We start from the raw sequence: 25,566 nt of genomic DNA, 5'->3' as shown, positions 1-25,566 counted from the left end.
CTTCATCGCTTTGTCGTGGAATCCTTGGCATTCAGGACATCCGCATCCCGGGCCGCACTGAGCCCGCGGTACTCCTTCGGTGTCATGCCTGTGTACGTTTTGAATACCGATACAAAATACTTGTACTCCTTATAACCGACCTTGTCCGCAATCTCAAACACTTTGTCATGCGTGGTTGCCAGCAGCTCTTTCGCCTGCTCCATACGCATTTCGTTCATATACTCCGTGAAGCCTTTTCCGGTGCTCTGCTTAAAAATATAACTGAAGTAGCTCGGCGTAATCTTGAGCCAGGCCGCCACCTCCGAGGCTTTCAAATCGGAACGATAATGCTCGTTCATATACTTCTTCGCTTTTTCAACGATCCAGTAGGATTTATCCATCCCTTGCCGCTCGACGAGCTTCAGCCACTCCCGCAGCCGCTCCTTCACAAGTCCCTCCAGCGCGTCATAGGAGTTATATAGGTACATATCCGGGCCAGTTTTATGCACAGTCTCCAGCTCGGTCATGCCGCTCTTCCGCATCCGCTGCCTGATCAGGGCGGCCAGTTCCTCATAGGTGCTCCACAGGTTGTCTGGCAAATAACGCTGCTCCCGGAAGAAGGAAAACATGTCCGCTACAAGGCCATCCACTTCGTTAAGGTCCTGTTTCAGCATGGCCGCCACAAGTTTACTTGCAGCATTCGCTGCATCAAATGCAGGAATGCCGGCGTCCTTCAGGGTGATGTCCCGGTATTTCGGGAACAGCACATTCCTGTTCTCCAGCAGATGATAGGGAAGAAGCGCTTTGGCCTCCGCACATCGCTCCACGGTATCCGCCAGATCGCTGTAGATTCCGGAAGCGCCGCACAGGATGCCGGCTCTTCGAAGCGTCGGCTCCACCGCTTCCAGCAGCTGATCCCATGCTTGCCCATCCATTCGGATATCGGAGATGAGCAGTGTAATCAGCATATTTTCGTGATCAAACACGGACACGAGTCGAAGGTCGGGGCGCTGCAGCTCCGCATGCAGCAAGTTCACCCAGTCGTCCTGGATTCTGTCATAATGCGGCGGGGGCTCCTTCCCGAACCGTTCGATAAACCGGTCCATCTGCGTTGCCAGAATACGAAATCCCGATCCTCGAAGGGATGCCGGCGGCTCCTTCCCGCTTGCGATGCCTTGCCGCACGATATTCGACAACCACAGCTTCGCTTCCTGAACGTCTTCGTCCCGACGCTGTCCATGAATGTCGCCAACAATGTTCTTGACCACTTCCGTCAGCTCGTCAATCTCGACCGGCTTGAGCAGATAATCGCTGACGCCAAGACGAATCGCCTGACGCGCATATTCAAAATCCTCGTAACCGCTGATCATGACAACACGCACATCCGGGAACCGTTCCTTCAAGCACTCGGCCAACCGGAGGCCGTCCATCCCATCCATGCGGATGTCAGTCAACACGATCTGAACGTCCAGCTCTTCTATCCGCCGCAGCGCTTCCATACCGTCATAGGCCACACCGACGGCACGGACGCCAAGCTGCTCCCAGTCGATCGTGTGCCGCAGCCCTTCGCAGATGACGGGTTCGTCATCCACGATCAACATATGGATCCGCTTGCTGTCCTTTGCCGATTTACTGTCCATGCTTATCACCACCCTGATCCTGGCTTTCTCTCACCGGAAGTCTTAACCTGATCCAAGTGCCTTCCCGTGAGGTGCTGATAATTTCAAGTCCGTAGTCCGGCCCGAAGAAGATCGTCAGCCGTTCATGGATATTGGACATGGCTCCCTGCCGGATTCCTTCCTTGGCCCTTCCTTGAAGCGAGGATGCGACTTCCTGAAGCCGTGCAGGGGTCATTCCTTTGCCATTGTCGATGACATCAATAACCATCTCATCTCCGAATCGGAAAGCATTTACCGTGATTTCATTGATCGGCTTGCTCCGGTCATACCCATGCTTGATCACATTTTCGACCAGCGGCTGGATCGTTGCCTTCAGCATCAACATATCCTCCAGCCCGCTTTCCGTGGACAACGTATACTTCAGCTTATCGCCCAGGCGGCGCTGCTGCAGATACAGATAGGTCTGCACGAACTCCATCTCCCGCCGCAGCGTCGTTTGATAGCTGCCGTTATTTACACTCGCGCGGAAGAACTTCGACAGCATCTCAATAAGCTGGCTTGATTTATCGGCATGCTCCAGCCTCGCCGTCCAGCGAATCATATCGAGCGTATTGTAGAGAAAATGCGGGTCCATCTGGTTCTGCATCAGCTTCAGTTCGGATTCGCGCTCCCTCAGCTCCAGCTTATATTTGTGCTCGATCAGCTCCTGAATGGTCGAGACCATCTCATTAAACGTTCGATTCAGCTCCGCGATTTCATCCCTGGATTTGATCGGCACCCGGGCGCTGAAATCACCGTAAGCCACGCGGCTCGTTTCCTTTTTCAACCGCAATATCGGAGTGATGATCGTGTAATGGAAGCCGATCAATGCGGTGAGGCCCAGCAGCAGGATGGAGGAGAGGATGACCAGCATCAGGATTTTCACGCCTCGAAATTCCCCTGCCACGGTTGCCTCCGGAATCATGGAAACCACGTTCCAGCCTGTGTTTTCAACTTTCTTATAGAGCGTTAGATAGCGCTGTCCCTCAAGCGGATAGTGGAAGAAGCCTTCCCACCCGGAGGCCAGCTTGTTCAAGAGCGCCTCATCGGGTTGAAACAGGCCGCTCAGACCGCCCCCGGAGCCGAGCACGATCTGGCCCTGCTCTCCCACGATAAACACGCTGCCCTGCCCCTCCTCGAAAATCCCCTTCTCCAGCAGATTGACGATGCTGGCTTCATCCATGCGGATCGTTAACCTGCCGAGCGGCTTGGTGATGGCATTGTACGAGTTCAAGATCCTAAACATCGACAGAAGGCGAGTCTGCCCGTACCAGTCGCTGTTCAAGGCGTAGCCCTCCGTCCAGACAATCCCGCCCTTTTGCGCTTCGGCCTGGCGAATCCACATCGATTCATCCCCGCTGAACGGTTCTCCCATCTCAATGAAGCTGCCGTTGTAGCCGGACACCTCAATGGAACGGATATAGTTGCGGGACATGAGCTGGAAGGTAAGAAACTCCTCAATGTTCCGCTTCAGATTGTCGCGCTGACCGCTGCTCAGAGGAGGCGAGGCTCTAAGAAACGACCTCATATCCGGACTCAAGATCAAGTAGTTGGCGATATCCTCCACCATTTTGGTCTGCTCCCCGAGCTGATTGGTGACGTTATCCAAATTCCGCTTGGTGGAGTTGACGAATTGGTCCATAAGGACCTGATTGAATTTATATTGGGCGACCACACCGACGCCGAATGTAGGCAGAATGACGAAGAGGAGAAAAATGACGAGCGCTTTCCGCTTCAAACCGAAATTTCCGAGGTGTTTGCTGTAACGGTTCTTCATGCTGCTTCTCCCCTTCCATTCGCCTTATCTGTCCTTCAGTCCCGCCTTATCCTTTGACCGCACCAGCCGTCATTCCGTTCACAAGCTGCTTCTGCAGCAGCAGATAGAAGATCAGAATCGGAATCAGCGCAATCGTGAGCGCCGCCATCTGCAGCGTTAGGCTTGCCGTCTCGATGCCGGCAAAATTAGCCAGGCCAAGCGGCAGCGTTTTGAGTTCGGTGGACGTGATCAGAACCAGCGCAAACAGGTATTCATTCCAGTTATAAATAAAGTTCAGGATAATGACCGTTGCCAGGGCGGGTCTTGTGATCGGCAAAATAATCGACCAGAAAATGCGATACACGCCGGCGCCGTCCATCACGCCCGATTCTTCCAAATCCTTAGGGAATCCGCGCATAAAACCTTCGAGTATAAATACGGTCAAAGACAGGTGAAAGGCTGTATATGGCAAGATAAGTGACCAGTACGTATCCAGCAGGTACAGCTTCTGCATGATCAAAAATATCGGAATCAAGGTTGCGTGGATCGGCACCAGCATCCCCAGCAAAAACAAACCGTAGGTGAAGCCCCGCAGCTTGAACTGAAAGCGGGAAAGGAAATAGGCCGCAATCGCTCCGAGCAGAACCGTAATGATCAAGGAAGCAAACGTAATGATAATGCTATTCAAAAAGTAAGTGTCCATGTTCGCAACTTCCCACGCTCTTGCGTAGTTCGAAAACTGCAGCGTGTCGGGAAGCGAAAACGGGGAGATGGCGTATTCCTGCTCCTGCTTGAAGGAGTTCACCACCATCCAAAAGAGTGGAACTATATTCATAATAGCGAACAAGCCCAAAAATGTGTATGCGAATAACTGGAACAAGCCCGACTTTCTCTTCATGGCGTTTTCCTCCTTTCGTTAAGCGTCCTTCTCCCGGCCAACCCGGTTGATCAGTGTAATGACGATCAGGCTGAACAACAGGACCAGAATGGACACCGCGCTGCCGTAACCGTAACGCATGTTGAGAAATGCGCTGTTGTACATATAGATGGTCATGACTTCTGTCTGATGCGCCGGTCCGCCGCCGGTCAAAATCTGAATCAGGTCAAAGACGCGGAATGAGTTGCTGATACTGTAGACCACGCCTACCATAATCGTCCCGCGGATCATCGGAATTGTAATCCTCATCGTCCGCTTCAGGCCTGTGGCTCCGTCCAGCTCGGCCGCTTCATTGACCTCATCCGGAATGTTCTGCAGGGCGGCCAGGAAGATGACCATATAGAGTCCGCAGTTCTGCCAAATATAGGCGATGCTGATCGACAGCATCGACCAAGTTGAATCTCCGAGCCAGTTCTGCTTCCAGCTGTCCAGTCCGACCATGCCGAGCAGGTTGTTCAGCATGCCGTACTCGGTGTTGTACACCATGCCCCAGATCAGGGACACCATAACCGACGAAATGACGACCGGCATAAACCCGATGGTGCGGAACAGCCCGGAGCCTCTCAGCCCCCGGTTCAGCAGCAGCGCCAGCAGCAATCCCAGCGGAATCTGCCCGATCAGCCCGGTCACCATAATGATGATGTTGTTCTTTACCGACAGCCAGAACGTGCTGTCACCCAAAATTTTCACATAGTTATCCAGCCCGGCAAAGGTCATCGAGCCGATCCCGTTCCAGTTCATCAGGGAGTAGTACAAGGACAACCCGATCGGAACGATGGCAATGCCCAGATAGATGATCAGCGCCGGCAGCAAGCCGAGGAATATCGCAAGCTTGGTTCCTCTCAGCGTTTGCATCAGGGTTCCCTCCTTAGTGTGTGTGCCCTCCAGTCCCGAAGAAAGAAGAAAACCCGCTTCATCTCGGGTTTTCTTACATCATCTCCGGTTTGGGATAGCAGAATGATCGTGAATCTTATGAATCGTTTATCGTTGATCCGCTTTTAATTCATGTCGTCAAAAGCTTTCTGCACTTCCTCCGCAATGTCCTCCGGCGTTCCATGGCCGATCGTCAGCGCCTGCAGACCGTTCTGCAGCACGTCAACCACCTGTGTCGGAATAACGCTGTCAAATACCGGGGCGGTACCGCCATCTGTAAGCTCCAGCATCTCCTTCAGATACTTGCTTGCATCTTCAGGCACTTCCACTTTCGCTGGAACGACAACACCGTTGCGAATCAGCTCTTTATACAGATCCTCGTTCACGAAGAACTTAAGAAATTCTTCCGCGGCTTCCCGCTTCTTCTCATCCAGCCCGCTCTTCATGGCAATGCCATACTGCACGACGCCTGCGCTTTTTGCAGGGTCGCCTTTACCGCCTTCCACACTCGGGAACAGGGCGATGCCGAACTTGTCACCTTCTTCGTTATTGATCCGCACCCGGCCGTCAACCGTAGCCGAGGAGATGTGCATCGCCGCCTTGCCCTGGATGAAATAATCCTGCGCCTGTACCGAATCCATATTGTTGGCGTCGGTATTGAATGCGCCAAGCTGAGTCAGCTCCTCAATGACAGCCAGCGCCTTCACGAATTCAGGATCGGTGAACTTGGCCTTCTTCTCCAGCACGTTCGTCAGGAAGTCGCTTCCCGTGAAACGGTCGCCAATAATCGAGATATAGGAGGATTGCAGCGGCCATTGTTCCTTGTTGCCAAGCGAAATCGGGGTAATGCCCGCTTCCTTCAACTTCGTTACCGCATCGATAAATTTGTCGTAGGTGTCAGGGAACTCATCATAACCAACCTGTGCAAACATCTCCTTGTTGTAATAAATAATATCTACGAAGTTCTGCTTGGTCGGTATGGCGTATTGCTGCCCGTCCACGTTGAAGCCCTCGAGTGCGCCTTCAGGCAAAATGGAGGACCAGTTATCCATCAGTTCATTGATCGGCTGCAGCAAATCTCCCGCTACAAGCGGATCAAGGTCTGCTCCCGGCCATACGACGTTAATGTCCGGAAGATTGTTGCCGGCTGCCAGCGTGCGCAGCTTGGTCTTGTATTGCGCCGCAGGCACGCCGTCCTGCTTGATCACAATGTTCGGGTGCTGTTTTTCGAATTCGGCGATGCGCGCCTTGTATACTTCATTGTCCACATTCGGCGATGTCCACGGGTGCATCATATTGATCGTAATCTGATCGCCATCGGCTCCGCCGCTGGCCCCCGTGTCTTTGCCGCAAGCCGTAACCAGTGTAAGCATGGCTGCCAATCCGAGAAGCAGTACTTTTTTGCCTTTGTTTCGTTTGTTCATAACCAACCCTCTTTTCGTAATTGTTTAACAAGGATTAAATCTAACAGGCAATGACGTGTTTATTTCCTTATTCACGTTATATTAGACATTATAAAGCGGAGCATTCATCATCTATATCCCACAAATCTTCGATTACATCCAAAATATTGCGATGATTTAGTTATTTATAAGAAGCTGGTTTGAATTTAGGTTATATTTTGTAACATTATTTGTTAGTTATTAAATAAATTGTATGCGGTTTCATTTGAGCTTCAAGGGGAGCCGCATCATCGCGGCATCCTTCTCTTGTTGTTTAGTTTTGCGGTTCGTTCAGAATATAATCCACCAGCTCGTCCAGCGGCACGGTCGCAAGCGCAATCGCCGTATCGGTTACTCCGTAGTAGATATAGAGCAGACCGTCCTTGACCACATTTCCCGTCGGGAATATGACGTTCGGAAGCTGGTATCCGAATTTTTCATAATACGTCTCCGGTTCCATGATGAAATTCCGTGTCCGGGCAATCACCTTCTCCGGATTGTCGAGATCGAGCAGCATGGCCCCGACGCGATAGACGACATTGTCGTCGACGCCGTGATACAGGACAAGCCATCCTTTGTCCGTCTTGATTGGAGGTGTGGACCCGCCGATTTTCCGCGATTCCCATGATGGATTCTCGCCTTTCGCGAGCAGCTTCGGCTCTTCCCAATGAATCAGATCATCGGAATAGGTGATCCACATCGCCGCTTTCTCCGTGCCGTATTCCTCGCCCACGTATTCTTCCGGACGCCGGAGCAGCACATATTTGCCATTGATTTTCTCTGGAAACAGAATGTTGTCCCGATCGTTGATATCCAGTGGCGTCGTATCGGTCAGAAACTCCCAATCGATCAGGTTCTTGGAGGTCAGAATCGAAGAACGAGTGAGCCAGTGGCCCTCCTCTTCGCCCCAGCCATCCGGATATTTCGGAATCGAGCGCTCAGGCACGCCTCTTCCGGTCGGATAGTAGCTCATCGCACACGGTCTCAGCGCATAGTTCATATAAAAGGTGTCGTCAATTTTGACCACGCGCGGATCCTGTACACTTCCGTACGGGAAGCCCAATTGATCCGGCGTCACGATCGGCTCATCCTTCACATGGGTGAAATGAACGCCATCCTCGCTTTCCAGCAATCCGAGGTAGTTTTTACAAGGCGTGAGCGAACCTGCTGTCCGCTCGATCATATAAAACTTGCCGTCTTCGATAATAACCGCCGGATTAAATACGGTGACCATTCTCCATTCATAGCCCCCTGGCACTACGATCGGATTCTCCGGATGTCTCTCAATCTTCATCTGTTGGCCCTCCTCATGTAAACCTCTAAATGTTGGCAGCCCTCTTCCGCAGCGTCTCCTGTAAGCGGCTCAGGTCTTACGTCAGCCCCGACAAATGTTTGTCAGGCATGTTCGTGAATCCGCTTTATTTCCGCCGGGTGAAGTCCCCCTTTGCCTATCATGCAACTGCTTATAGGCCTATTATAGGTCCCATTCGTCTGGCATAATATCCTGTGAACTTTCGAAAACATCCAAATTATCGGGGGCATTTTCACAAGAGAGGAGAATCCGGATGGAGGGACTGCCAGGGCGCTTCAAGCAAAAAAACCGGCAAAAGCAACAGCGCTTCTGCCGGTTTCTATATTGTGATCAAGCCTGCCTTGCCTGAGTTTCCCTATCGCCCTGGACCACGGCAGGCAGAGCTATATATTGGCCCTTATCCCGCCATAAGCCTGTACAAAGTGCATGACACCGTGGAAGATGAAAACAATCATGAGCGGAGTAACAGACCCTGTGAATCCGGACAGGACAAGGATCAGGATCGTAAAGGCATGGAAACTGATCGTCACTGCTCTTTGCCGCGTCGTATCGAGACGGAAAAACAGCGAATTCTTTTTTCGCATAAAAAAGTAAGCAACGATGGCGCAATAGATCGCGAATTTGATCAGAAATGCAACGGTGGAAAACGTATGTCTGATTTCATTTCCGTACGAATCGGTGATTTTCACGATATATTTGGAGTTCTCTAAAGACGGAAAGCGCCGAGAATCCTCCGAAAAAAAGCACAGCAAACACCGTTGTCCTCACGACGGATTTCACACTTGACCAATCCTTCTTGGGCTTGGGTGATCGCCCTCGGCCCTTCGGTAAACGATGAGCGCCGAAACCTGCAACCTACACACCCTGCTTCATATTCACCAATATGCCGGCTTTCATCTGCTGAATCTGCTGTTCCCGCTGAATGTAAAGCTTCTCGGCCTCATTGACCGTGATTTCACGAAAACGAAGGCGTCTGCCCGGCTTGATCTGGGCAACTACCGGAATATCCACGACCGCCACCTGGGCAATTCTCGGATATCCGCCCGCCGTCTGCCGGTCTGCCATCAGAATGATCGGGTTGCCGTCCGGCGGCACCTGGACCGTTCCCGGAATGACCGCCTCCGAGATCATCTCCAGCGGCTCTGCCAGTGTCAGCTCCGGTCCGGTTAAACGGTAGCCCATTCGATCCGATTGCGTGGATACCTGAAAGGATTTCTCATAGAACTGCTGCCGGCTGCCTGGCGCAAAATATTCAAACTGGCTGCCCCGGGTGACGCGAATGACTGCATCTCCCCCCTCGTGCGGATGAAACCCTCTGCCGGTATGCCAATCCGTGGATATATAATCGGATGAGACGCCCTCCAGCTTCCGCGCCCATTGCTCTCTATATTCAGCGGCCCGCCCAGCTGAGGCCTTCCATGCAATGACGTCTCCCTCCGCCAGCGCCCTGCCCTGATAGCCGCCGATGCCGGCCCGGAGATAGGTGCTTTTGCTGCCCATCACCATAGGCACATCATACCCTCCGGCCACCGCTACATAAGCACGGCTGCCAGCCTTGCATGCCCCGAACTGCAGATGGCTGCCCTTCCTGACATACACCGGCCGCCACATTGGCAGCGGCTGCCCGTTTACCTTTGGCGACATATCGCCTCCGGTTACGGCAAGCAGTGCATCCTGCTCCACGATGAGCGATGGGCCTACCAGGGTAAGCTCCAGTGCCGCTTCATCCTCGTCGTTTCCGACCAGCAGATTGGCCAGTCTCAGGGAGACCGGGTCCATGGCACCGCTGACGATTACGCCATATTTCTGATAACCGTACCTCCCCAGATCCTGAAGGCTGGTCAGCAGTCCCGGCTTGACGACCTTGAAACTCATATCCTTCCCCCTCTGAACTCCTCATATTGTGCTGGTGTAATCGCCCGGAACTTAACCACGTCCCCTGCCTGCAGAAGGCTTGGCGGATGATGCTCCGGCCGGAACAGGGCGAGCGGGGTGCTTCCAATCAGCTGCCAGCCGCCCGGGGTGACAATCGGGTATACACCCGTCTGCTTCCCGGCGATGCCTACCGATCCTGCGGGAATTGACAGACGGGGAGACGAGCGCCTCGGGGTAGCGATTCGCTCCGACAAGCCGCCGAGAAAAGGAAATCCCGGGGCAAACCCGATCATATACACCAGATATTCGCCGCTCGTATGAATGTCGATGACCTCGCTCGGAGTCAGCTTGTTATGCTCTGCGACATACGCCAGATCAGGCCCGAATGATCCGCCATAGCATACCGGGATCTCCACCGTTCTCGCTTGGCCGGAAGCCTCGGTCGCCATCCCGGCCGCCCGTTCGCGCACAAGGTCAGAAACGATTTCATATGCGGATTGGCTCTCCGATAACGGTGATGCCATATTTCTTACCGCCAGCAGATCGTAGAAGACGGTTACGCTCGTAAAGGCGGATACACATTCGATCATTCCGGGAAATGGTTCTGACTCCAGATTCGCCGTCAGCGCTCTTACTTTGCGATTGATTTCGGGGTCAATCCCCTTGCCAAATTCAATCCGTACGGCCGATTCCCCATACGGGTATATCTCGATTTGATCACGGCCCTTTAATTCGGCCTCTCTCATGCTTCGGTCACCTCTTTCACCAGGTCATGCCCTGAATAAAGTATACATGAATAGGATGATTCCTCTGCTCGCTCTGACGATGATCCGATAGAAAAAGGCCGAGACAAGAGAACCTTGCCTCAGCCATACAGCCTTCATCTCTTCGAACCACTGCCTCACATTGCACCGTCATCTCTATTGCGGATGCTGGCTGCCAGCGGGCGTTCATCGGCAGGAAATGTGGCAGCTAGACTTACTGGAACAGCTTCGGCAATTCATTAACCAGCGTGTAGCCGCCCATTGCCGCCATCATCACAACGACCAGCCCGCCGAACAAAGTCATCCATAGCGGATGCTTGTAATCTCCAACGATCTTCTTCTTGTAAGCTGCCACTAGAAGCACGCCAAGCGCGATAGGCAGAATGAGCCCGTTCAGTGCGCCGACCAGCACCAGAATTTTCACCGGTCTGCCTACAAGCACAAATACGAGTGTCGACAACAAAATAAATCCGATCGTAATCCGGTGATGATGCTTCTCCAGCGCCGGGCTGAAGGTGCGGATGAACGACACCGACGTATAAGCAGCCCCGATGACCGAGGTAATCGCAGCCGCCCACATGACGATGCCGAATATTCTGTACCCGATGTTGCCGGCTGCCAGCTGAAAGACAGACGCCGGCGGGTTCGACGGATCGATGGCCAAGCCCTTGGCGACGACACCGAGCGCTGCCAGGAACAAGATCACACGCATGACAGCCGTCACCAGGATGCCTGTTACCGAGCTTCGCGTCACTTGGGGCAAAGCGCTCTGGCCGCGAACCCCGGCATCGAGCAGACGGTGACCACCCGCGAATGTGATATATCCGCCAACCGTTCCGCCGACCAGTGTAACGATCGCCAGAATGTCAATCTGATCCGGGACAAACGTTTTAACGACCGCTTCGCCTACCGGCGGCGCGGAAGTGATCGCAACATAAATCGTCAGCGCGATCATGACAAAACCGGCAATTTGCGTAATCCGGTCCATCGCTTTTCCGGCTTCCTTGATCATAAATACCGCAATCGCAATAGCGCCGCTGATCATCGCACCCGTAGTCGGTGATATGCCGAGCACCACATTGATGCCAAGACCCGCCCCGGCGATATTGCCGATGTTAAAGGCGATGCCCCCCAGCACAATGAGGAAGGCCACGAAGTAGCCAAGCCCCGGAAGCACCATGTTTGCGATGTCCTGTCCTCTTTTTTCCGAAACGGCGATAATTCGCCATACATTCATCTGTGCTCCGATATCCAAAATGATAGACATTAAAATAACAAAGCCAAAGCTGGCCGCAAGCTGCTGCGTAAAGACCGTGGTCTGCGTTAAAAATCCAGGTCCGATGGCTGAAGTCGCCATCAAAAAGGCTGCGCCCAGCAGTAAGCTCCAGCTAGATTTCGGTCCGCCGGACGCTTGATTCTCCAGCTCCAATGATTTTTTATCGGATTTCAAACGCATATCCTCCTTGTTCCATTTTATTCAGATCCAGCCGCCTGGATCAAGATGCCCGAAGATTCGCACGCCTCCCGGATTCGCTTCGCGAATACCGCAGCATGTGCCCCGTCCCCGTGAATGCACACCGTATCTGCCGAGATCGCAATGTCGCTTCCCTGCAGCGTCAGCACCTTGCCTTCCTTCACCATGCGGATAACTTGCGATACAGACTGGTCATCGTCTGTAATCAATGCATCCGACTGATTCCGGGGGGTCAAGCTTCCGTCCTGCTGATACGTTCTGTCTGAGAATACTTCATTGGCTGTCTTCAGGCCGATTCGCTCTCCAGCCCGCACCAGCTCGCTGCCGGAAAGCCCGAACAATATCAGCTCCGGATCAACCTTATATACCGCCTCAGCAATCGCCTCAGACAGCTCCCTGCTCTTCGCGGCCATATTATACAGCGCACCGTGCGGCTTCACATGCTGCATGCGTCCACCCTCGGATTGTACAAATGCGGCCAGGGCACCGATCTGATAGACAACCATGTCGTACGCTTCCCGCGGCGAAATATCCATATTGCGCCGGCCAAAACCGATGAGATCCGGAAGGCCCGGATGCGCTCCAACTGCGACACCGTGCTTCAGGGCCATCTGTACGGTGCGGCGCATAACGCCCGGATCCCCGGCATGGAAACCACAGGCTACATTCGCCGATGTAATCCGTCCGAGCATCTCCTCGTCCACACCCAGCTTGTACGCACCATAGCTCTCTCCAAGATCACAATTCAAATCGATCCGATACATTTCCTCACCCCACCCATCTTCGTTCCATTATTCGGAACATAGATTCCGAAATTTTTAATTATATTGGATTATAGCTAATGCTTCGTGTTTACGCAATATGTACTTCACCATTTTCTCGTGTGTGGCGTTACGTTATGTAACTCCCCGTGTTAGATGTTGAGAAGGAGGAGGTATGGTTAATGGGGAGCGTCCCGTCTGTCAACAATAAAAAAACTCATCTCCCATATTGTGAGCAACAGGGTAGATGAGTATGTACATTATAATGGAATTCTGCTCGAAGGTTCCCAGCCCAGCTTGCGGGAAATTTCCTCTGCCGCACGGACCACCTTCACGCTCAGTTCAGGCAGCCGTTCGTCCTGAAAGCGGTCATCCGGCCCTGCCACACTGAGGCCGGCATACACCCGTCCGCGATGATCAAAAATCGGTGCCGCCAGGGCAGCTGTATCGTTCTCCAGCTCAGAGCGACTGATCGTGTAACCGTCTTCCCTGGATTTCTGCAATATTCGGCGTAGCTTGTCTTTATCGGTAATCGTTCCGAGACCTCTCGGCGTTAGCTCCGTTTCACGCAAATACTGCTCCCTCTCCTGATCCGGCAAAAACGCGAGAATGATGCGGGAATCGCCCGCATATAGCGGCGATCTGCGGCCGATCTTCGTATACAGCCTCACCGGATGATTCGTATCGACCTTCTCAACGTAGATGGCTTCCCTTCCATCTTTCATGATGAGGTTCACGGCCTCGCCTACATCATCCCGAAGCTCCTGCATAATCGGCAATGCGACCTGCCGAATGTCCAGCCGATCCGCCACAAGTTGACCGAACTGGAGAAATGACAAGCCCAGCGAATACTGGCCATCCTCATGCCTTGCCAGGAAGCCCATCTCTTCAAGCGACATCAGCATCCGGTGAACGGATGTTTTCGGCATGCCAGATAGCTTGACCATATCGTTCAGACTTAATGCCGGATGCGTAATAAATAGCTGAAGGAGATCCATCGATTTCACAAGCGTTTTATTTTTGTTCTGCATCTGGTAGGTTACCTCCTTGCTGAAGGGGAGCTCCGGCAATGCGCCATTTGCTGCAATGCTTCATTGTAGCCATCCCGCCTGTCCATATGCCTAACCATTATACATAGGGGGGATGGGGAATTCAATGCATGCAGGCTACATAAGGGACAGACGTTGGCTCATATCTATACATTATAGTTGAAGTGCAGTTCGAAAGGAGATCATCGTACATGAAGGATGGAATGCCTGATAACGGCAAGAAGTGGGTTATCCCCCAACCGATTCGCAAGGACGGGGCCGGCGCTCCCGACCTCGGGCCGCGTGATGTGCTTCGTGATCTGCAGAACCCGGATATGCTTGTCCCTCCCACAACCGACGCCGGACTCCTTCCTAACCTCCGCATGTCCTTCTCGGACACGCATATGCAGTTAAACCACGGCGGATGGTCGCGAGAGATTACGGTTCGAGATTTGCCGATTGCAACGACGCTCGCCGGCGTGAATATGAGCCTGACGCCTGGGGGAGTCCGCGAACTGCACTGGCATCAGCAGGCGGAGTGGGCCTATATGATATGGGGCACCGCCCGGGTGACGGCTGTGGACCAGAACGGGCGCAATTTCATCGCCGATGTAGGACCGGGCGACCTGTGGTTCTTTCCGAAGGGGATTCCGCACTCGATTCAGGGGCTGGAGCATGGGTGCGAATTTCTGCTCGTCTTTGACGACGGCTCCTTCTCAGACTTGAACACCTTGTCCATCTCGGACTGGTTCGCGCATACCCCAGCCGAGGTGCTGGCCGCCAATTTTGGCGTTCCTGAATCAGCCTTTGCCTCCAGACCGTCCAAGCAAGTCTATATATTTCAGGACACGGTCCCGGGTCCGATCGGCAGTCAGGCTGTCCCCTCTCCCTGTGGAACGGTACCGCGCTCCTTCACGTACCGCCTGCACGCGCAGGAACCGATTGTGACGCCAGGCGGAAGCGTGCGGATCGTAGACTCCACCAACTTCCCGGCATCCACCACCGTCGCGGCGGCGCTCGTGGAGATCCACCCAGGCGCGATGCGGGAGCTGCACTGGCATCCGAACGCGGATGAATGGCAGTACTACCTGACCGGACAAGGGCGGATGACGGTGTTCGGCGGAAACGGCATCGCCCGCACCTTCGATGTCCGCGCAGGCGATGTGGGCTATGTGCCTGTTGCCATGGGCCATTATGTACAGAACACCGGAGACGAGACGCTCTGGTTCCTCGAAATTTTTCGCAGTGACCGCTTTGAGGATATCTCGCTGAATCAGTGGATGGCACTGACACCTAAACAGCTTGTTCAGGATAACCTTTGCGCGCCGCCGGAGCTGATGAACGCCCTCCGAAAGGAGAAATGGCCTGTCGTGAAATATCCCGGTCTCTGATCGAGCAGGGATCTTGAGGGAAAATAATGTTCATTATTCTTCTCACTCAGGTTCATACATTTCACAGCCTGCCCGACTCGGGACAGGCGTGCAGTATTCCGTTGAGCTGTAAGAAAGGTAACTTTCTTGCAGCTCTTTTTGTTTTGTTAGTCAGAGCGAACGCTAGGGGCGAATATAGCGCAGCCACCGGCGGAACTTGAGAACTTTGGCGGACCGGCCGCAATTGACGGATTCGGTTCATTATACAAATACACGGTTGCCGGAGCTTAATCCATCTATTGACAGGTGCACCTAGCCTGCCTGCAGCTTGTTAAACTTCATGAATTGTCCGGATTCATGCATTGGAGTAATATAGTAGCGAGGTGATTGATGATGAACACATTGCTCGCCCTCGGCGGCATCATGATGTTTCTTGCTGTGGCGCTCGGCGCATTCGGTGCGCATGCGCTGAAGAACAAATTGACCGGTGACAAGTCGAAAACGTATCAGACGGGCATCCAGTATCACCTGGCTCACAGTCTCGGCCTGCTGCTGCTCGGCGTGCTTTCGGCCCAGCTCGGCAACGGTTCGCTGATCGTGACCGCAGGCTGGTTGCTGTTTGCCGGCATCCTCCTGTTCTCCGGAAGCTTGTATGCACTCAGCTTGACCGGCATCCGTAAGCTGGGCGCGATTACGCCGCTTGGCGGCCTCTGTTTTCTCGCGGGCTGGCTCCTGGTGATTATTGAAGCGTTTCGGGGATAGGCATCCTGCTGGCTGGAAGGAATCCGGATTCCTAGCTTTGCTTTCATCCTGCACAGAACAAGCAATCCCCCTCACTCCAACATACGAAGGAGAAGGGGGATTGTTCTATCATCTGCGGCGGCTAGCAAGCGTACTTTTGTATCTTCGTGCTGAGCAGCACACCCGTTTTCGGTTAAGCCATTACCGTATCGATTGGATCAAATCGATGCCGAACACCGACAGAAGCGTAATGATCACCGTCCAAATCACCAGGCTGATTGTCATCCACAGCAAGGTCACATGTTTTTTGGCCCCGAATACAAGGCCGATAAAAACAGCGATATGCGAACCGATCAACAGCGGGCCCAGCAAAGAAAGACCCGGAAGTCCATATTTGTTCCAGATGTTGATCGCGCGGGTTTGACGCTTCGATTTCTGCTCCTGGCCGTTCTTCCTGCGGCTGCGCCACTGCTGGAATTTATCAAAGAAAATCACGAGCAAGTAAACGGTGGACAGATTTCCGAGAAACGCCATCAGCGCTACGAAAAAAGGGTTGAGGCCTGCCACAATGCTTATCGGGATTACCGCGGCAATTTCAATCCACGGCACCGATCCCATCAGAAATACGAGAATATACTGCCAAATTTCCATCAACACATTCATTTACGTTTCATCCTCCCCTATGTTTGCCTTCCGGATGACCGACCAATACATACAGTACTGCGAAACCGCGAGCGCTCCGATCAATAGAATGGGAAGCGAGCGGTGCTCCGGAAACAGAAATAATACCAGCAGAATGAGCGGCAAGGCGACGTAGAACATAATATATACCTTCCGGCAAGCCATGTACGTCAGCCATCGCATCCCCTCATCCTCTTCCCGAAATTCAACGGGATAGAAAAGATGCCATTTCACCTTCTGCTTCGGATGCCTGCGGTTATGAATCAGCACAGCAACCAGCCAGCTAAGGATGAATATGAAGCAAACGGCCAATGCAGCGTAAGACAACGTATACAACCAGGTCGGCAGACGCTGTGCCTCGATTTTGATTATCATAAACAACGTTATTATCACCATCGACAGCACCGACCAGAACGGGGACCGCAGCAGCTTATTCATTTACTCTTCCTCCTCCAGCCAGAAGACTTCTTCTACTGTGCATTCAAATTCCTTGGTAATCTTCAGCGCAAGAGTGACCGATGGTGCAAACTCACCCTTCTCAATAAAAGCGATCGTCTGACGCGTAACGCCGACCCTCTTGGCGAGTTCCCCTTGGGTAAACTGAAAACGGGCTCTCAGCTCGCGAACTCGATTTTTGAGCATAGAAACATCTCCTACTCGATCGTCTCTGACCCATTGTATATTATCCCTAACATAATGTAAAGTTTAATTAACATTTTGTTTGGCATACTTAACCCGAAGTGAGAATGGGAATGAGTATGATCTAAACAACAAGAGGCCGGTCCGTCAGGACCAGCCTCTGCTGATAAGGAGCTTCGAACAGCTTCGAACGCTTGAATGGTGGCAAAATCACCTCGTCAGCGCCTCTTCCAAGCCGCCAGATTCATCTCATTGTTCATCGCTGCAGCAGCAAATGCGCCCATAGCAGCCGCAGCAATAAGCTGATAATACTGCGAAGCGGCGTCACCGGCGCTGTACACGCCCGGAATGCTCGTTTTGCCGAATGGGTCCACCGCTACACTGCCCGTTTCCGTCAGTTCACAGCCCAGAGATCTCGGCAAATCCGATCCGATCCGAAGAGTCGGCTTGAAGAAAATCCCTTCACACGGCACCGCCGTCCCGTCTGTCAGAACGACCTGCCTCACCATGCCCTCGGCCGAGTCAATCGATTGAATCGGGGTGTCATACAGCGGGATGCCGTGCTGGCGCAGCTCCTCGCGCTGCTCCTCTGTCAACCCGTCGGGCCCGTTTGTGCAGATCGTAAAACGATCTGTCCAGCCCGAGATCAGCGGCGCGAAATGCATCAGCTCCGCTCCGCTGTTCAGAATGACCAACGGCTTATCGCGAAGTTCCCAGCCATCGCAATAAGGGCATACAAACGCGCTTTTTCCATAAACCTCGGCCAGTCCCGGAACATCCAGCGGCTGATCCTTCATTCCAACGGCAAACAGCAGCTTCTGGCTATGATAAGATCGGCCCTGGGCGGTTTCGATCTGAAAATGCCCATCAGACCCCGAAGCCGACACTGCCTCATCCTCCACGATCGTGATGGATGGATAGTTAAGGAGATCCGCTCTGGCCTGTTTGCGAAATTCAGCCGGGCTGATTCCGTCGCGGGTCAGAAATCCGTGAGATTCACGTGTCACCGCGTTGCGGGGACGCCCTTCATCGATGACGACCACCTTTTTCCTCGCCCGCCCCAGCACCAGGGCTGCGTTCAGCCCGGCCGGTCCTCCGCCGATGATAACGACATCTGTTGTTTCCATTTTCGAATTCATAACATCCTCCTATATAGATCTATAATATCTATAATTAAAATACAAGAAGCGTATCACTTCTTGCTTGTGAAACCATGCTGCCGGTTTAACGCCTGATCCACCACAGCCTGAATCGTATGCTGCCGCAAATATTGATGCAGCTGTTCCTCGGCGCCGTCCATCACCTTTTTCACCAGACACTCGCTGCCGCGATGCTTAGGAAGGTGCCCTTCCGCCATCTCCTCGCTCAGCAGCTGATGCTGCTGGGAATGAAGATTGGAGCACTCGAACAGCTGCTCCCGGCCTTCGATCACCTGGATGACCTCCAGAAACGTAATCTCATCCGCCGGACGCGCAAGCTCGTAGCCGCCATTTACACCGGGAACCGCGCGGACAATGCCATCCTGTCTCAGCTTGGACATGATTTTGGACAGGTAACTTACCGAAACGCCAAGCGTGTGAGCAAGCTCCTTAATCCCAATATGCCCGTCCTTCTCTGAAAGCGTCAGATGAATCAAGGCATGCAGCGCATAATCCGTGCTTTTGGAAAACTGCAACCCATTTCCTCCTTCCGAAGCTTACATTGTAGATACTTGATATCCATAATAGACAATTCAGTCTCCATATGCAACCCTTTGCCGAAAAAAATACACGCACACCGGTCAAGTGTACGTGTACCCTCTAACTCCAAACGAACTCAGCTAAAGCCACAGATCCATCGATAAACTTCACATATTGCAGCATTCGTCTCATCATCACTGCGCTTGGGGCACAGCTGGCCGGCTCCTCGGGGAACACGTCGTCTCATTCATGCCCTCTGGCATTCCTGGGAGACTATAGTTCCCCCTGCGATTGTCTGGCCCACATCATCGAACGCGACATGGTCAGGCCGCAGTATGACTATCTCTTCTCAGGCCGGATACGCGATGCTCGTCCCTTATTTTCCAGCCAGGAACTCGTCCAGCTGACGCTGGATCTCAGCCACGTACTCATCAATTCCCGCCGCCTTAAGCTTCTCAATCGCCACCGGATAGGCCGTTTCATAATCGACAAAGCCGGAGCGGATCGCAGCCAGGTCTTTCCCTGCTACTTCCTTCAGAGCCGTCTCGATCATTTTCACATTCTCGTTGTTGAAACGGAAGCCTAAAGAGGCCGAGCGCAGCGCCTGATCATCCCAGCTGTTATATTGATCAATCAATGCTTGCGGCACATCGGGACCAAACAATTGATAATTCTGATTCCTGAACATCCACTCATAGAAAAATTCAGTAGGCGTCAGCTTGTGAATCCGGCCGTCCACAATCTCGTAATCTTTGCCTTCTACGCCATAGAGCGCGAACAGGTAGTTATCCTGTGACTTGTAAATCCAATTGATCAACTTCATGGCGCCTTCCGGATTCGGGGCGTTAACCGGTATGCCCAGAACTTCCCCGCCTGCGGCCGTTATATAGCGCGGCTTCTCCTCTGCCAGCAGATAAGTCTTAATGTCCGCACCCGGCGCGTTAGCTCTGACACCATCGATAATTTCCATCTCCTTGCCCAAGGATCCTTCTACCCATAAGTAAAGCCCGGTCTGCATTCGAGAATCCCTTTCATTATATTTAATGGTCAGATCCTCGGTATAGATTCCCGCTTCATACATGCTGCGGTTGAACTTGGCTACCTCCTGGAAAGCCTCTGTTTCATAATAGCTGTACGCTTTTTTGCTGTCTTCCCCGAATACCACCAGATCCTCAGCAGCAATCCAGTTGTATTGTTCATCGGCATAATACCGTGTCAACGGTTTAAAGATAATGTCGGCAGGCCCTTTCATCTCAGGAAACTGCGCTTTCGCCCTTGCCGCAAACTCCTTCAGATCTTCCGGCGTCTTTACATCCGTCATCCCCACGGCTTCAAGAATGTCTTGGCGAACGGCGACCAGCTGGTACATCGCAGAGGACGGCGCATAAGCGGATGGGATGCCATATATTTTACCGTCAATCGTTGCCCCCTGAAGCTGCTCCATCGGAAGCACATTAAGCATATCCTGACCATGCTCCTCAATTAACGCATCAAGCGCCATCGCTTGCCTCTTGTTCACAATCGTGGACAAGTCCGGCAGGCCGTCCCAATACAGATCAACCGGCTCATTGGCGGCTAACATAATGTCCTTCTGCTCCCAGTATTGAGCCCAAGGCACGAATACAACCTCCACCTTCAGACCAAGGTCTGCGGCCATCTTCTCGGCAAATTCGTTCTGCAGGAACTCATTCATCCGGTCGCTTCGCTCCCCCGGGTACAGAATCGTAACCGTTTCCAGCTCGGCCGCTCCTTCCTTGCTCCCGCTGCATCCCGCCATGATGGAGACGGATACCATCAACAGCGCCAATAATACCAACCATTTCCTTGTTTTCATGAAAGACCCTCCCTCATAAAAATGCTTATTCTTATGTTAAAAGCCGTGATCGGCCAGTAACCAAGCGGACAACTACTCCTTGACCGCGCCGGCCATAATCCCATGCACGAAGTATTTTTGAATGTAAGGGTACAGGAAGATGATCGGTCCGATCGTTATTACCGTAATCGCCATCTTCACGGTTTCCGCAGGCAGCGTGATGTTGCCCGAGGCCCCTGACGGAATGCGCCCGGAGCTGATTGCATTGACATTGGATAGAATATTGTAGAGGTAATATTGCAGCGGATATAAATCTTGGTCCTGAATGAAGATCAGCGCATGCCACCAGTCATTCCAGTATTGCAGCGCATACATCAATCCGACCGTTAGCAGCGCGGTTTTGCTTAATGGAAGGGCGATCGTCATGTAAATCCTGAAATAATTGGCCCCGTCCATCTCGGCCGCTTCATAGAGCGAGGTCGAGATGCTCCCGAAATACGTGCGCATCAGAAACATGCTCCACACATTAAAAATCGAAGGAAGAATCAGAGCAAGAATGCTGTCTTTCAATCCGTAATAGTTAACGCTGACCATGTACCACGGGATCAGTCCGGCCGAGAATATGATGGTGAAATTGCAGATAAACGCGAGCACGTTGCGGTACTTCAACTTTTTGATCGATAGGGAAAAGGCAATCAGGCTCGTGATCAGCAAAGCGCCTATCGTGCCTACAGCGGTTACGAAGATAGTGACGCCGTAGGATTTCAGTATTTTCATCCCGCTGTTTACAAAAATATATTTATACGTATCCAGGGTCGGGCTCAGAGGGACAATCGAATACCCGTTTCTTGCAATCGCCTGCTCCGAGGAGAAGGATACACTTAGAGTCAGCACCAGCGGATATAGACAAGCAAGGGCAAATAAGCCGATAAAACCATAAGCAACAACATGGACCAGTTTATCGCCGAGCAACCCGTTCTTTCCCATCATCTAAAATAGACCCTCTCCGTCATTTATTTTCTTGGCCGCCTTGTTAGCTGCCGTGATCAGAATCAATCCCATCAAAGACTGGAACAGCCCGATTGCCGTCGAATAGGAGAAACCGAGCGTGCGCATCGATTGATAGACATAGGTGTCGATAACGGTTACCTCTTCCGCCAGAACCGGATTGTTGCCAACAATGCCGTAAACCATCCCGAAGTCGCCGTAGAAGATCCTACCGACGCTAAGCAAACTGAGCACGATGATGGTCGGCTTCAGCATCGGTACGGTCAAATGCAGGATCCGCTGCAGCTTGCTTGCGCCATCGACCTTTGCCGCCTCATATAAACTCCCGTCAAAATTGGACATCGCCGCCAAATAGATAATGGAACTGTATCCGCTCCATTTCCAGACGCTCGACAGAATAATAATCCATTTCCAATACTTCGGCTCCGAGTACCACCGGATCGGCTCAAGCCCGAAGAAGTTCAGGATATTGTTGGCAATTCCCACATCGGTGGAGAAGATGCCGTACAGAATCGCCCCAACGACGACCCACGAGATGAAATACGGAAAGAACATCATGCTCTGGGCCAGCTTTTTATAGGTTTTGTGCCGGATTTCATGGATCAGGACAGCGATGCTGACCGGGACAATGATCCCTAATATGAGTCCAAAAAAGTTAATATACAGCGTGTTATAAGTCACCTTCCAGCCCATGCTGTGCTTTGAGAAAAAGTACTGGAAATTGTCCAGACCGACAAACTTGCTGCCGAAGATCCCGTCAACAACATTAAAATCGGTGAATGCCATCCATACACCGGCAAAAGGAATGTAAGAGAACATCATCAGTACGATCAGAGCCGGCACGCACATCAGATACAGAATTCTATGTTTTTTGATTTCATATAAAAATCCCTTGCTCATTCCATCACGACCTTTGCTTTGCATTGTGATTTAACGATTAGGCTGTGGCATTATGCTTTAGTCTCTCCCTGAGCTCGTCCATATCAATGATGGTCCCGGTCATTCTCGCCTCTTCCGCCGCATAAGCCATCATATGGCTTTCGACGGACCTGTCGATCGAGGATCGGCTGTTGAAATCAGGATTCTGTAAATTGTTCAGAAAATCATTCATCAGCCCTGTATCTCCACCGTTATGCCCGCCGCTCATCACGGCCGGCCGAATGACCGTTTGCTTGCCGGCCTCCACCATGTTGGAGTTGAACCGGGTAACCTCGATCACATTCAAGCTGTCATCTCCCCGGATCTCCCCGTGTTCGCACATAATTTTAAGGGTTCGGTACATTTTGTTCGTAAATCCGCTTAAATTGAAGGTGGCCGTGACCCCGTTCTTGAACTCGATCAACGTGACCTGATGATCACACACATCATTGTCGAGCTTATACACGCAGCGTCCGTAAGGCCCGGTCTCTAGCGCCTTAAGCAGCCCTTCTTCCGATTGATCCGCCGCGACCGCGGCTGCCGGCCATTGTCCTCGCACCGGCAGATAAGCCTTTCTGGCATCAAACCTGCAATCTGCGGCGACCTTGCAGTCCAGGCAGCGTTCGGCGCTGCCGGCCGGAGCATTCTCCTCCTTAAAGTAGGCAAGACCGCCGTAGGATGAGATACGTTTGGCTCCGCTGTCCACCAGCCAGGATAGAATATCCATATCGTGACATGACTTCTGCATGATGATCGGGCTGGCCAGATCGCTTCTTCTCCAATTTCCTCTGACGAAAGAGTGCGCCATATGGAAATTGCCAATATTTTCGTTATGCTGGATGGTGATGACTTTACCGAGTTGCTGACTGTCGATGATTTTCTTGATCTCTGCAAAAAAATTCGTATACCTGAGCACATGGCAGACAATCACCTTGCGGCCTTTTTCATCCGCCTTCTCTTGAATCTTGAGGCACTCTTCAGGGCTTGGCGATATGGGCTTCTCCAGCAAAATGTCATAGCCTAGCTCAAGCGCGGCCATCGTCTGCTTATAGTGATCCCGGTCCATGGATGAAATGATAACCGCATCGCATATTTTGCCTAAGGCATAGAACGCTTCAACAGTGACAAATTGTCTCTCCGGCGGGATATGGAACTCATCCGCTGCCGCCTTCCTTCTGATATCGTCCGGCTCTACAACCGCCACAATATCCGCGCTTTGGTACGCATGTCTTGAGTAGATCATGCCTCGCTGTCCTGCCCCGATTAACGCTAGTTTCAAATCAATGACCTCCTGTATGTAAATGACTGTCCACGGTTTTAAGGAACAACTCGATGTCCGCTTCCGTGATGTACGGCATGGCGCCAATCCGTTCGATGTCTTCCTTGAGCACAATCATGCTTAGTGTGTTGAAGCGGGCCCCGCGAACCATGTACGCTGCGGCTGCTTGTTGCAGCGAGGTTGCATATTCGCCGGGATTGCGGTCCGGATCTGCCGTCCGGTCTCCGAAAAGTTCGTAGCGCAGCATGCCGTCGCCTTCAAATGTGGGATAATTGTACAGCTGGCGTTGAACCAGAACGATGTTGCTATGTTTGCTGTCCAGAAAGAGCGACAGGCGGGTATCATACAGCCAGCTTGCGCTCCAGAACCCTGTGATCGGCAGCTCGGGGAAATACTTGCCATAAAATTCGATGGCCTGGCGCATGGAGTTCCTCAGACGCTCCGGCGTATATCCGGGCCCGGAGGGGATGTGAAGGGCAAGCAGCGTATCGCCTTGCCGTAGCGCCGGCGCCCATTCCTTCTTGAAGATCGTTGTCGTATCTCGTTCGACGAACCCCATCGGGTTGATTCGGTTGGCCATGATAAACTCGGCGTTCTCGTGCCATTCCGTTATGAAGCTGCCCTTCTGGTCAAACACATCATTAATTCCGTTCCTTTGCCCGTCGCTTCGGAACTCTTCTCCCGCATGCCTGAGCGCAATGACTTCTCCTGTTTCCTTATGGCGAAACATCGTAAACGGATCTCCGAATCGGTAGGGAATGAAGTAGAATCGGTCAAACAGAAAGATTGAGCAGGTATAGAAATTCATAACCCATGGAAAATCATGAACCGAAGGATCACCGTGAAGCGCCATTTTGTCCAACTGCGGTTGTAGAAACGTATGCGGAATCGCTGCATAATGCTCTTCGGGGATGGACCGCTGCCGCAGCCGATTCATGGAAGGAACCACACAGGCGAGGAGCAGCAGAAATGAATACAAAGCTCCATGCCGCTGCATACATCCCGGCTTCATATTCGTATAGTGCGTTTCATCACAGCGCTCGCGGGCAGAACACAAATCCTTCACCAAAAATTTAGTGAAATGCAGCAAAACCGGATCCTGTTCAATCTCCTCGATCCCCTCCACAATCCGTTGCCGGGTCTCCCCGGGAACCTGATAGCGATCAAAGGTTTCAGACAGAAATGCCTGTGAAATGAGATCGACGCCGCTGTCATCAGGTGCATAGCTGTCATACTTCGCCTCCAGCCCTTCAGGCAGGTTATCAAACTTGCAGTGGGACACACATTGATGAAAATTCCACTGGCTTGCCATTGCATTTCTCACCTCGCCCAATGTTTTTGTTACATCATTTGTTTCGTTATTTATTGCGTAAACAATATTTTTGTTTAGTGACTTCATGTTATCCCACTCCCCCTTGTTCTGGCAATAGAAAAATTAAAACAATGTAAAATTAATCGTGACAATCAGTGTCAAAAGCATGTTACAGTTGATTTAGTTTGTAAATACTGGTAAACTATATTACGCAACAATATAACGAAACAAAAGCGAAACATCGACGAAACAATAGCGAAAGTGGGA

The 25,566-nt window shown here is 52.2% G+C and carries 24 protein-coding genes; 3 read left to right on the top strand and 21 right to left on the bottom strand.

The features are described from left to right. Positions 1-2 precede the first annotated feature (2 nt). The 6 genes from CHH75_RS08195 to CHH75_RS08170 form a co-directional block, all read right to left on the bottom strand. Positions 3-1,619, bottom strand: a complete 1,617-nt coding sequence (locus CHH75_RS08195) for a response regulator transcription factor (protein ID WP_095263887.1) — start codon at positions 1,617-1,619, stop codon at positions 3-5. Next, positions 1,609-3,414: a sensor histidine kinase gene (locus tag CHH75_RS08190; RefSeq protein WP_095397927.1), complete on the bottom strand. Its 1,806-nt coding sequence runs from the start codon at positions 3,412-3,414 to the stop codon at positions 1,609-1,611. Before CHH75_RS08190 ends, CHH75_RS08195 begins: the two co-directional genes overlap by 11 nt. Before the next feature lie 46 nt (positions 3,415-3,460). Beyond that, positions 3,461-4,291, bottom strand: coding sequence for a carbohydrate ABC transporter permease (locus tag CHH75_RS08185; RefSeq protein WP_095263885.1), 831 nt, complete (start codon positions 4,289-4,291; stop codon positions 3,461-3,463). Between the two features lie 18 nt (positions 4,292-4,309). Next, positions 4,310-5,185, bottom strand: coding sequence for a carbohydrate ABC transporter permease (locus CHH75_RS08180; RefSeq protein ID WP_095263884.1), 876 nt, complete (start codon positions 5,183-5,185; stop codon positions 4,310-4,312). A gap of 143 nt (positions 5,186-5,328) precedes the next feature. Further along, positions 5,329-6,627 (bottom strand): extracellular solute-binding protein, encoded by a 1,299-nt coding sequence (locus CHH75_RS08175; RefSeq protein ID WP_095263883.1) that lies wholly within the window; start codon positions 6,625-6,627, stop codon positions 5,329-5,331. 292 nt (positions 6,628-6,919) lie between these two features. After that, positions 6,920-7,939, bottom strand: coding sequence for a glycoside hydrolase family 130 protein (locus CHH75_RS08170; RefSeq protein WP_095263882.1), 1,020 nt, complete (start codon positions 7,937-7,939; stop codon positions 6,920-6,922). 212 nt (positions 7,940-8,151) lie between these two features. Here CHH75_RS08170 and CHH75_RS24620 point away from each other — a divergent pair, with 212 nt between their 5' ends. Further along, positions 8,152-8,667 (top strand): hypothetical protein, encoded by a 516-nt coding sequence (locus CHH75_RS24620; protein ID WP_141235819.1) that lies wholly within the window; start codon positions 8,152-8,154, stop codon positions 8,665-8,667. A gap of 145 nt (positions 8,668-8,812) precedes the next feature. Here the strand turns inward: CHH75_RS24620 and CHH75_RS08160 are convergent, their stop codons facing one another. The 5 genes from CHH75_RS08160 to CHH75_RS08140 all read right to left on the bottom strand — a co-directional run bounded on the left by CHH75_RS08160 (position 8,813) and on the right by CHH75_RS08140 (position 13,862). Then, complete coding sequence (locus CHH75_RS08160; protein WP_095397925.1) at positions 8,813-9,832, bottom strand: 5-oxoprolinase subunit C family protein; 1,020 nt, start codon at positions 9,830-9,832, stop codon at positions 8,813-8,815. Then, positions 9,829-10,578, bottom strand: a complete 750-nt coding sequence (gene pxpB, locus CHH75_RS08155) for a 5-oxoprolinase subunit PxpB (RefSeq protein ID WP_095397924.1) — start codon at positions 10,576-10,578, stop codon at positions 9,829-9,831. Before pxpB ends, CHH75_RS08160 begins: the two co-directional genes overlap by 4 nt. 232 nt (positions 10,579-10,810) lie before the next feature. After that, complete coding sequence (locus tag CHH75_RS08150) at positions 10,811-11,953, bottom strand: NRAMP family divalent metal transporter (protein ID WP_230875632.1); 1,143 nt, start codon at positions 11,951-11,953, stop codon at positions 10,811-10,813. A gap of 116 nt (positions 11,954-12,069) precedes the next feature. Next, positions 12,070-12,834 carry a LamB/YcsF family protein gene (locus tag CHH75_RS08145; RefSeq protein WP_095263877.1) on the bottom strand — a complete coding sequence of 255 codons (765 nt, stop codon included), beginning with the start codon at positions 12,832-12,834 and terminating at the stop codon, positions 12,070-12,072. 257 nt (positions 12,835-13,091) lie between these two features. Continuing rightward, positions 13,092-13,862: an IclR family transcriptional regulator gene (locus CHH75_RS08140; protein WP_095263876.1), complete on the bottom strand. Its 771-nt coding sequence runs from the start codon at positions 13,860-13,862 to the stop codon at positions 13,092-13,094. A gap of 209 nt (positions 13,863-14,071) precedes the next feature. Between CHH75_RS08140 and CHH75_RS08135 the strand changes: the two genes are divergently transcribed. Beyond that, entirely contained in the window at positions 14,072-15,250 is a 1,179-nt protein-coding gene (locus CHH75_RS08135; protein WP_095263875.1) for an oxalate decarboxylase family bicupin, read from the top strand. A gap of 372 nt (positions 15,251-15,622) precedes the next feature. Continuing rightward, on the top strand, positions 15,623-15,991 hold the full coding sequence (locus CHH75_RS08130) for a DUF423 domain-containing protein (protein WP_095397923.1): 369 nt from the start codon (positions 15,623-15,625) through the stop codon (positions 15,989-15,991). 180 nt (positions 15,992-16,171) lie between these two features. Here CHH75_RS08130 and CHH75_RS08125 read toward each other — a convergent pair whose 3' ends face one another. From CHH75_RS08125 to CHH75_RS08080, 10 genes are all read right to left on the bottom strand, one after another. After that, complete coding sequence (locus CHH75_RS08125; protein ID WP_095397922.1) at positions 16,172-16,633, bottom strand: small multi-drug export protein; 462 nt, start codon at positions 16,631-16,633, stop codon at positions 16,172-16,174. Continuing rightward, positions 16,634-17,089 carry a hypothetical protein gene (locus CHH75_RS08120; RefSeq protein ID WP_095397921.1) on the bottom strand — a complete coding sequence of 152 codons (456 nt, stop codon included), beginning with the start codon at positions 17,087-17,089 and terminating at the stop codon, positions 16,634-16,636. Then, positions 17,090-17,293: a helix-turn-helix transcriptional regulator gene (locus CHH75_RS08115; RefSeq protein ID WP_095263870.1), complete on the bottom strand. Its 204-nt coding sequence runs from the start codon at positions 17,291-17,293 to the stop codon at positions 17,090-17,092. It abuts the gene before it with no gap. A gap of 215 nt (positions 17,294-17,508) precedes the next feature. Beyond that, positions 17,509-18,429, bottom strand: a complete 921-nt coding sequence (locus CHH75_RS08110) for an NAD(P)/FAD-dependent oxidoreductase (protein WP_095397920.1) — start codon at positions 18,427-18,429, stop codon at positions 17,509-17,511. A 53-nt stretch (positions 18,430-18,482) separates the two neighbouring features. Continuing rightward, on the bottom strand, positions 18,483-18,965 hold the full coding sequence (locus CHH75_RS08105; RefSeq protein ID WP_095397919.1) for an RrF2 family transcriptional regulator: 483 nt from the start codon (positions 18,963-18,965) through the stop codon (positions 18,483-18,485). 380 nt (positions 18,966-19,345) lie between these two features. Next, complete coding sequence (locus CHH75_RS08100) at positions 19,346-20,803, bottom strand: ABC transporter substrate-binding protein (RefSeq protein ID WP_095397918.1); 1,458 nt, start codon at positions 20,801-20,803, stop codon at positions 19,346-19,348. 72 nt (positions 20,804-20,875) lie between these two features. Next, the gene (locus CHH75_RS08095; RefSeq protein ID WP_095397917.1) at positions 20,876-21,772 is read right to left on the bottom strand and encodes a carbohydrate ABC transporter permease; all 897 of its coding nucleotides are present in this window, start codon (positions 21,770-21,772) and stop codon (positions 20,876-20,878) included. Next, positions 21,773-22,714 carry an ABC transporter permease gene (locus CHH75_RS08090; protein ID WP_255222990.1) on the bottom strand — a complete coding sequence of 314 codons (942 nt, stop codon included), beginning with the start codon at positions 22,712-22,714 and terminating at the stop codon, positions 21,773-21,775. A gap of 13 nt (positions 22,715-22,727) precedes the next feature. Then, complete coding sequence (locus CHH75_RS08085) at positions 22,728-23,987, bottom strand: Gfo/Idh/MocA family protein (RefSeq protein ID WP_095263864.1); 1,260 nt, start codon at positions 23,985-23,987, stop codon at positions 22,728-22,730. Between the two features lies 1 nt (position 23,988). Then, on the bottom strand, positions 23,989-25,299 hold the full coding sequence (locus tag CHH75_RS08080; protein ID WP_095263863.1) for an acyltransferase domain-containing protein: 1,311 nt from the start codon (positions 25,297-25,299) through the stop codon (positions 23,989-23,991). Positions 25,300-25,566: the final 267 nt, after the last annotated feature.

The sequence above is a fragment of the Paenibacillus sp. 7541 genome, assembly GCF_002276395.1.
Classification (GTDB): Bacteria; Bacillota; Bacilli; order Paenibacillales; family Paenibacillaceae; genus Paenibacillus_AQ; species Paenibacillus_AQ campinasensis.
The sequence above is the reverse complement of the archived record's forward strand: the minus strand, read 5'-3'. Positions and strand labels throughout refer to the sequence as shown.

Excerpts from the sequence above, each read along its gene's own strand:
- CHH75_RS08195 (WP_095263887.1), bottom strand. The coding sequence starts at position 1,619 with ATGGACAGTAAATCGGCAAAGGACAGCAAGCGGATCCATATGTTGATC.
- CHH75_RS08190 (WP_095397927.1), bottom strand. The coding sequence starts at position 3,414 with ATGAAGAACCGTTACAGCAAACACCTCGGAAATTTCGGTTTGAAGCGG.
- CHH75_RS08185 (WP_095263885.1), bottom strand. The coding sequence starts at position 4,291 with ATGAAGAGAAAGTCGGGCTTGTTCCAGTTATTCGCATACACATTTTTG.
- CHH75_RS08180 (WP_095263884.1), bottom strand. The coding sequence starts at position 5,185 with ATGCAAACGCTGAGAGGAACCAAGCTTGCGATATTCCTCGGCTTGCTG.
- CHH75_RS08175 (WP_095263883.1), bottom strand. The coding sequence starts at position 6,627 with ATGAACAAACGAAACAAAGGCAAAAAAGTACTGCTTCTCGGATTGGCA.
- CHH75_RS08170 (WP_095263882.1), bottom strand. The coding sequence starts at position 7,939 with ATGAAGATTGAGAGACATCCGGAGAATCCGATCGTAGTGCCAGGGGGC.
- CHH75_RS08160 (WP_095397925.1), bottom strand. The coding sequence starts at position 9,832 with ATGAGTTTCAAGGTCGTCAAGCCGGGACTGCTGACCAGCCTTCAGGAT.
- pxpB (WP_095397924.1), bottom strand. The coding sequence starts at position 10,578 with ATGAGAGAGGCCGAATTAAAGGGCCGTGATCAAATCGAGATATACCCG.
- CHH75_RS08150 (WP_230875632.1), bottom strand. The coding sequence starts at position 11,953 with ATGGCGACTTCAGCCATCGGACCTGGATTTTTAACGCAGACCACGGTC.
- CHH75_RS08145 (WP_095263877.1), bottom strand. The coding sequence starts at position 12,834 with ATGTATCGGATCGATTTGAATTGTGATCTTGGAGAGAGCTATGGTGCG.
- CHH75_RS08140 (WP_095263876.1), bottom strand. The coding sequence starts at position 13,862 with ATGCAGAACAAAAATAAAACGCTTGTGAAATCGATGGATCTCCTTCAG.
- CHH75_RS08135 (WP_095263875.1), top strand. The coding sequence starts at position 14,072 with ATGAAGGATGGAATGCCTGATAACGGCAAGAAGTGGGTTATCCCCCAA.
- CHH75_RS08130 (WP_095397923.1), top strand. The coding sequence starts at position 15,623 with ATGAACACATTGCTCGCCCTCGGCGGCATCATGATGTTTCTTGCTGTG.
- CHH75_RS08125 (WP_095397922.1), bottom strand. The coding sequence starts at position 16,633 with ATGAATGTGTTGATGGAAATTTGGCAGTATATTCTCGTATTTCTGATG.
- CHH75_RS08120 (WP_095397921.1), bottom strand. The coding sequence starts at position 17,089 with ATGAATAAGCTGCTGCGGTCCCCGTTCTGGTCGGTGCTGTCGATGGTG.
- CHH75_RS08115 (WP_095263870.1), bottom strand. The coding sequence starts at position 17,293 with ATGCTCAAAAATCGAGTTCGCGAGCTGAGAGCCCGTTTTCAGTTTACC.
- CHH75_RS08110 (WP_095397920.1), bottom strand. The coding sequence starts at position 18,429 with ATGAATTCGAAAATGGAAACAACAGATGTCGTTATCATCGGCGGAGGA.
- CHH75_RS08100 (WP_095397918.1), bottom strand. The coding sequence starts at position 20,803 with ATGAAAACAAGGAAATGGTTGGTATTATTGGCGCTGTTGATGGTATCC.
- CHH75_RS08095 (WP_095397917.1), bottom strand. The coding sequence starts at position 21,772 with ATGATGGGAAAGAACGGGTTGCTCGGCGATAAACTGGTCCATGTTGTT.
- CHH75_RS08090 (WP_255222990.1), bottom strand. The coding sequence starts at position 22,714 with ATGCAAAGCAAAGGTCGTGATGGAATGAGCAAGGGATTTTTATATGAA.
- CHH75_RS08080 (WP_095263863.1), bottom strand. The coding sequence starts at position 25,299 with ATGGCAAGCCAGTGGAATTTTCATCAATGTGTGTCCCACTGCAAGTTT.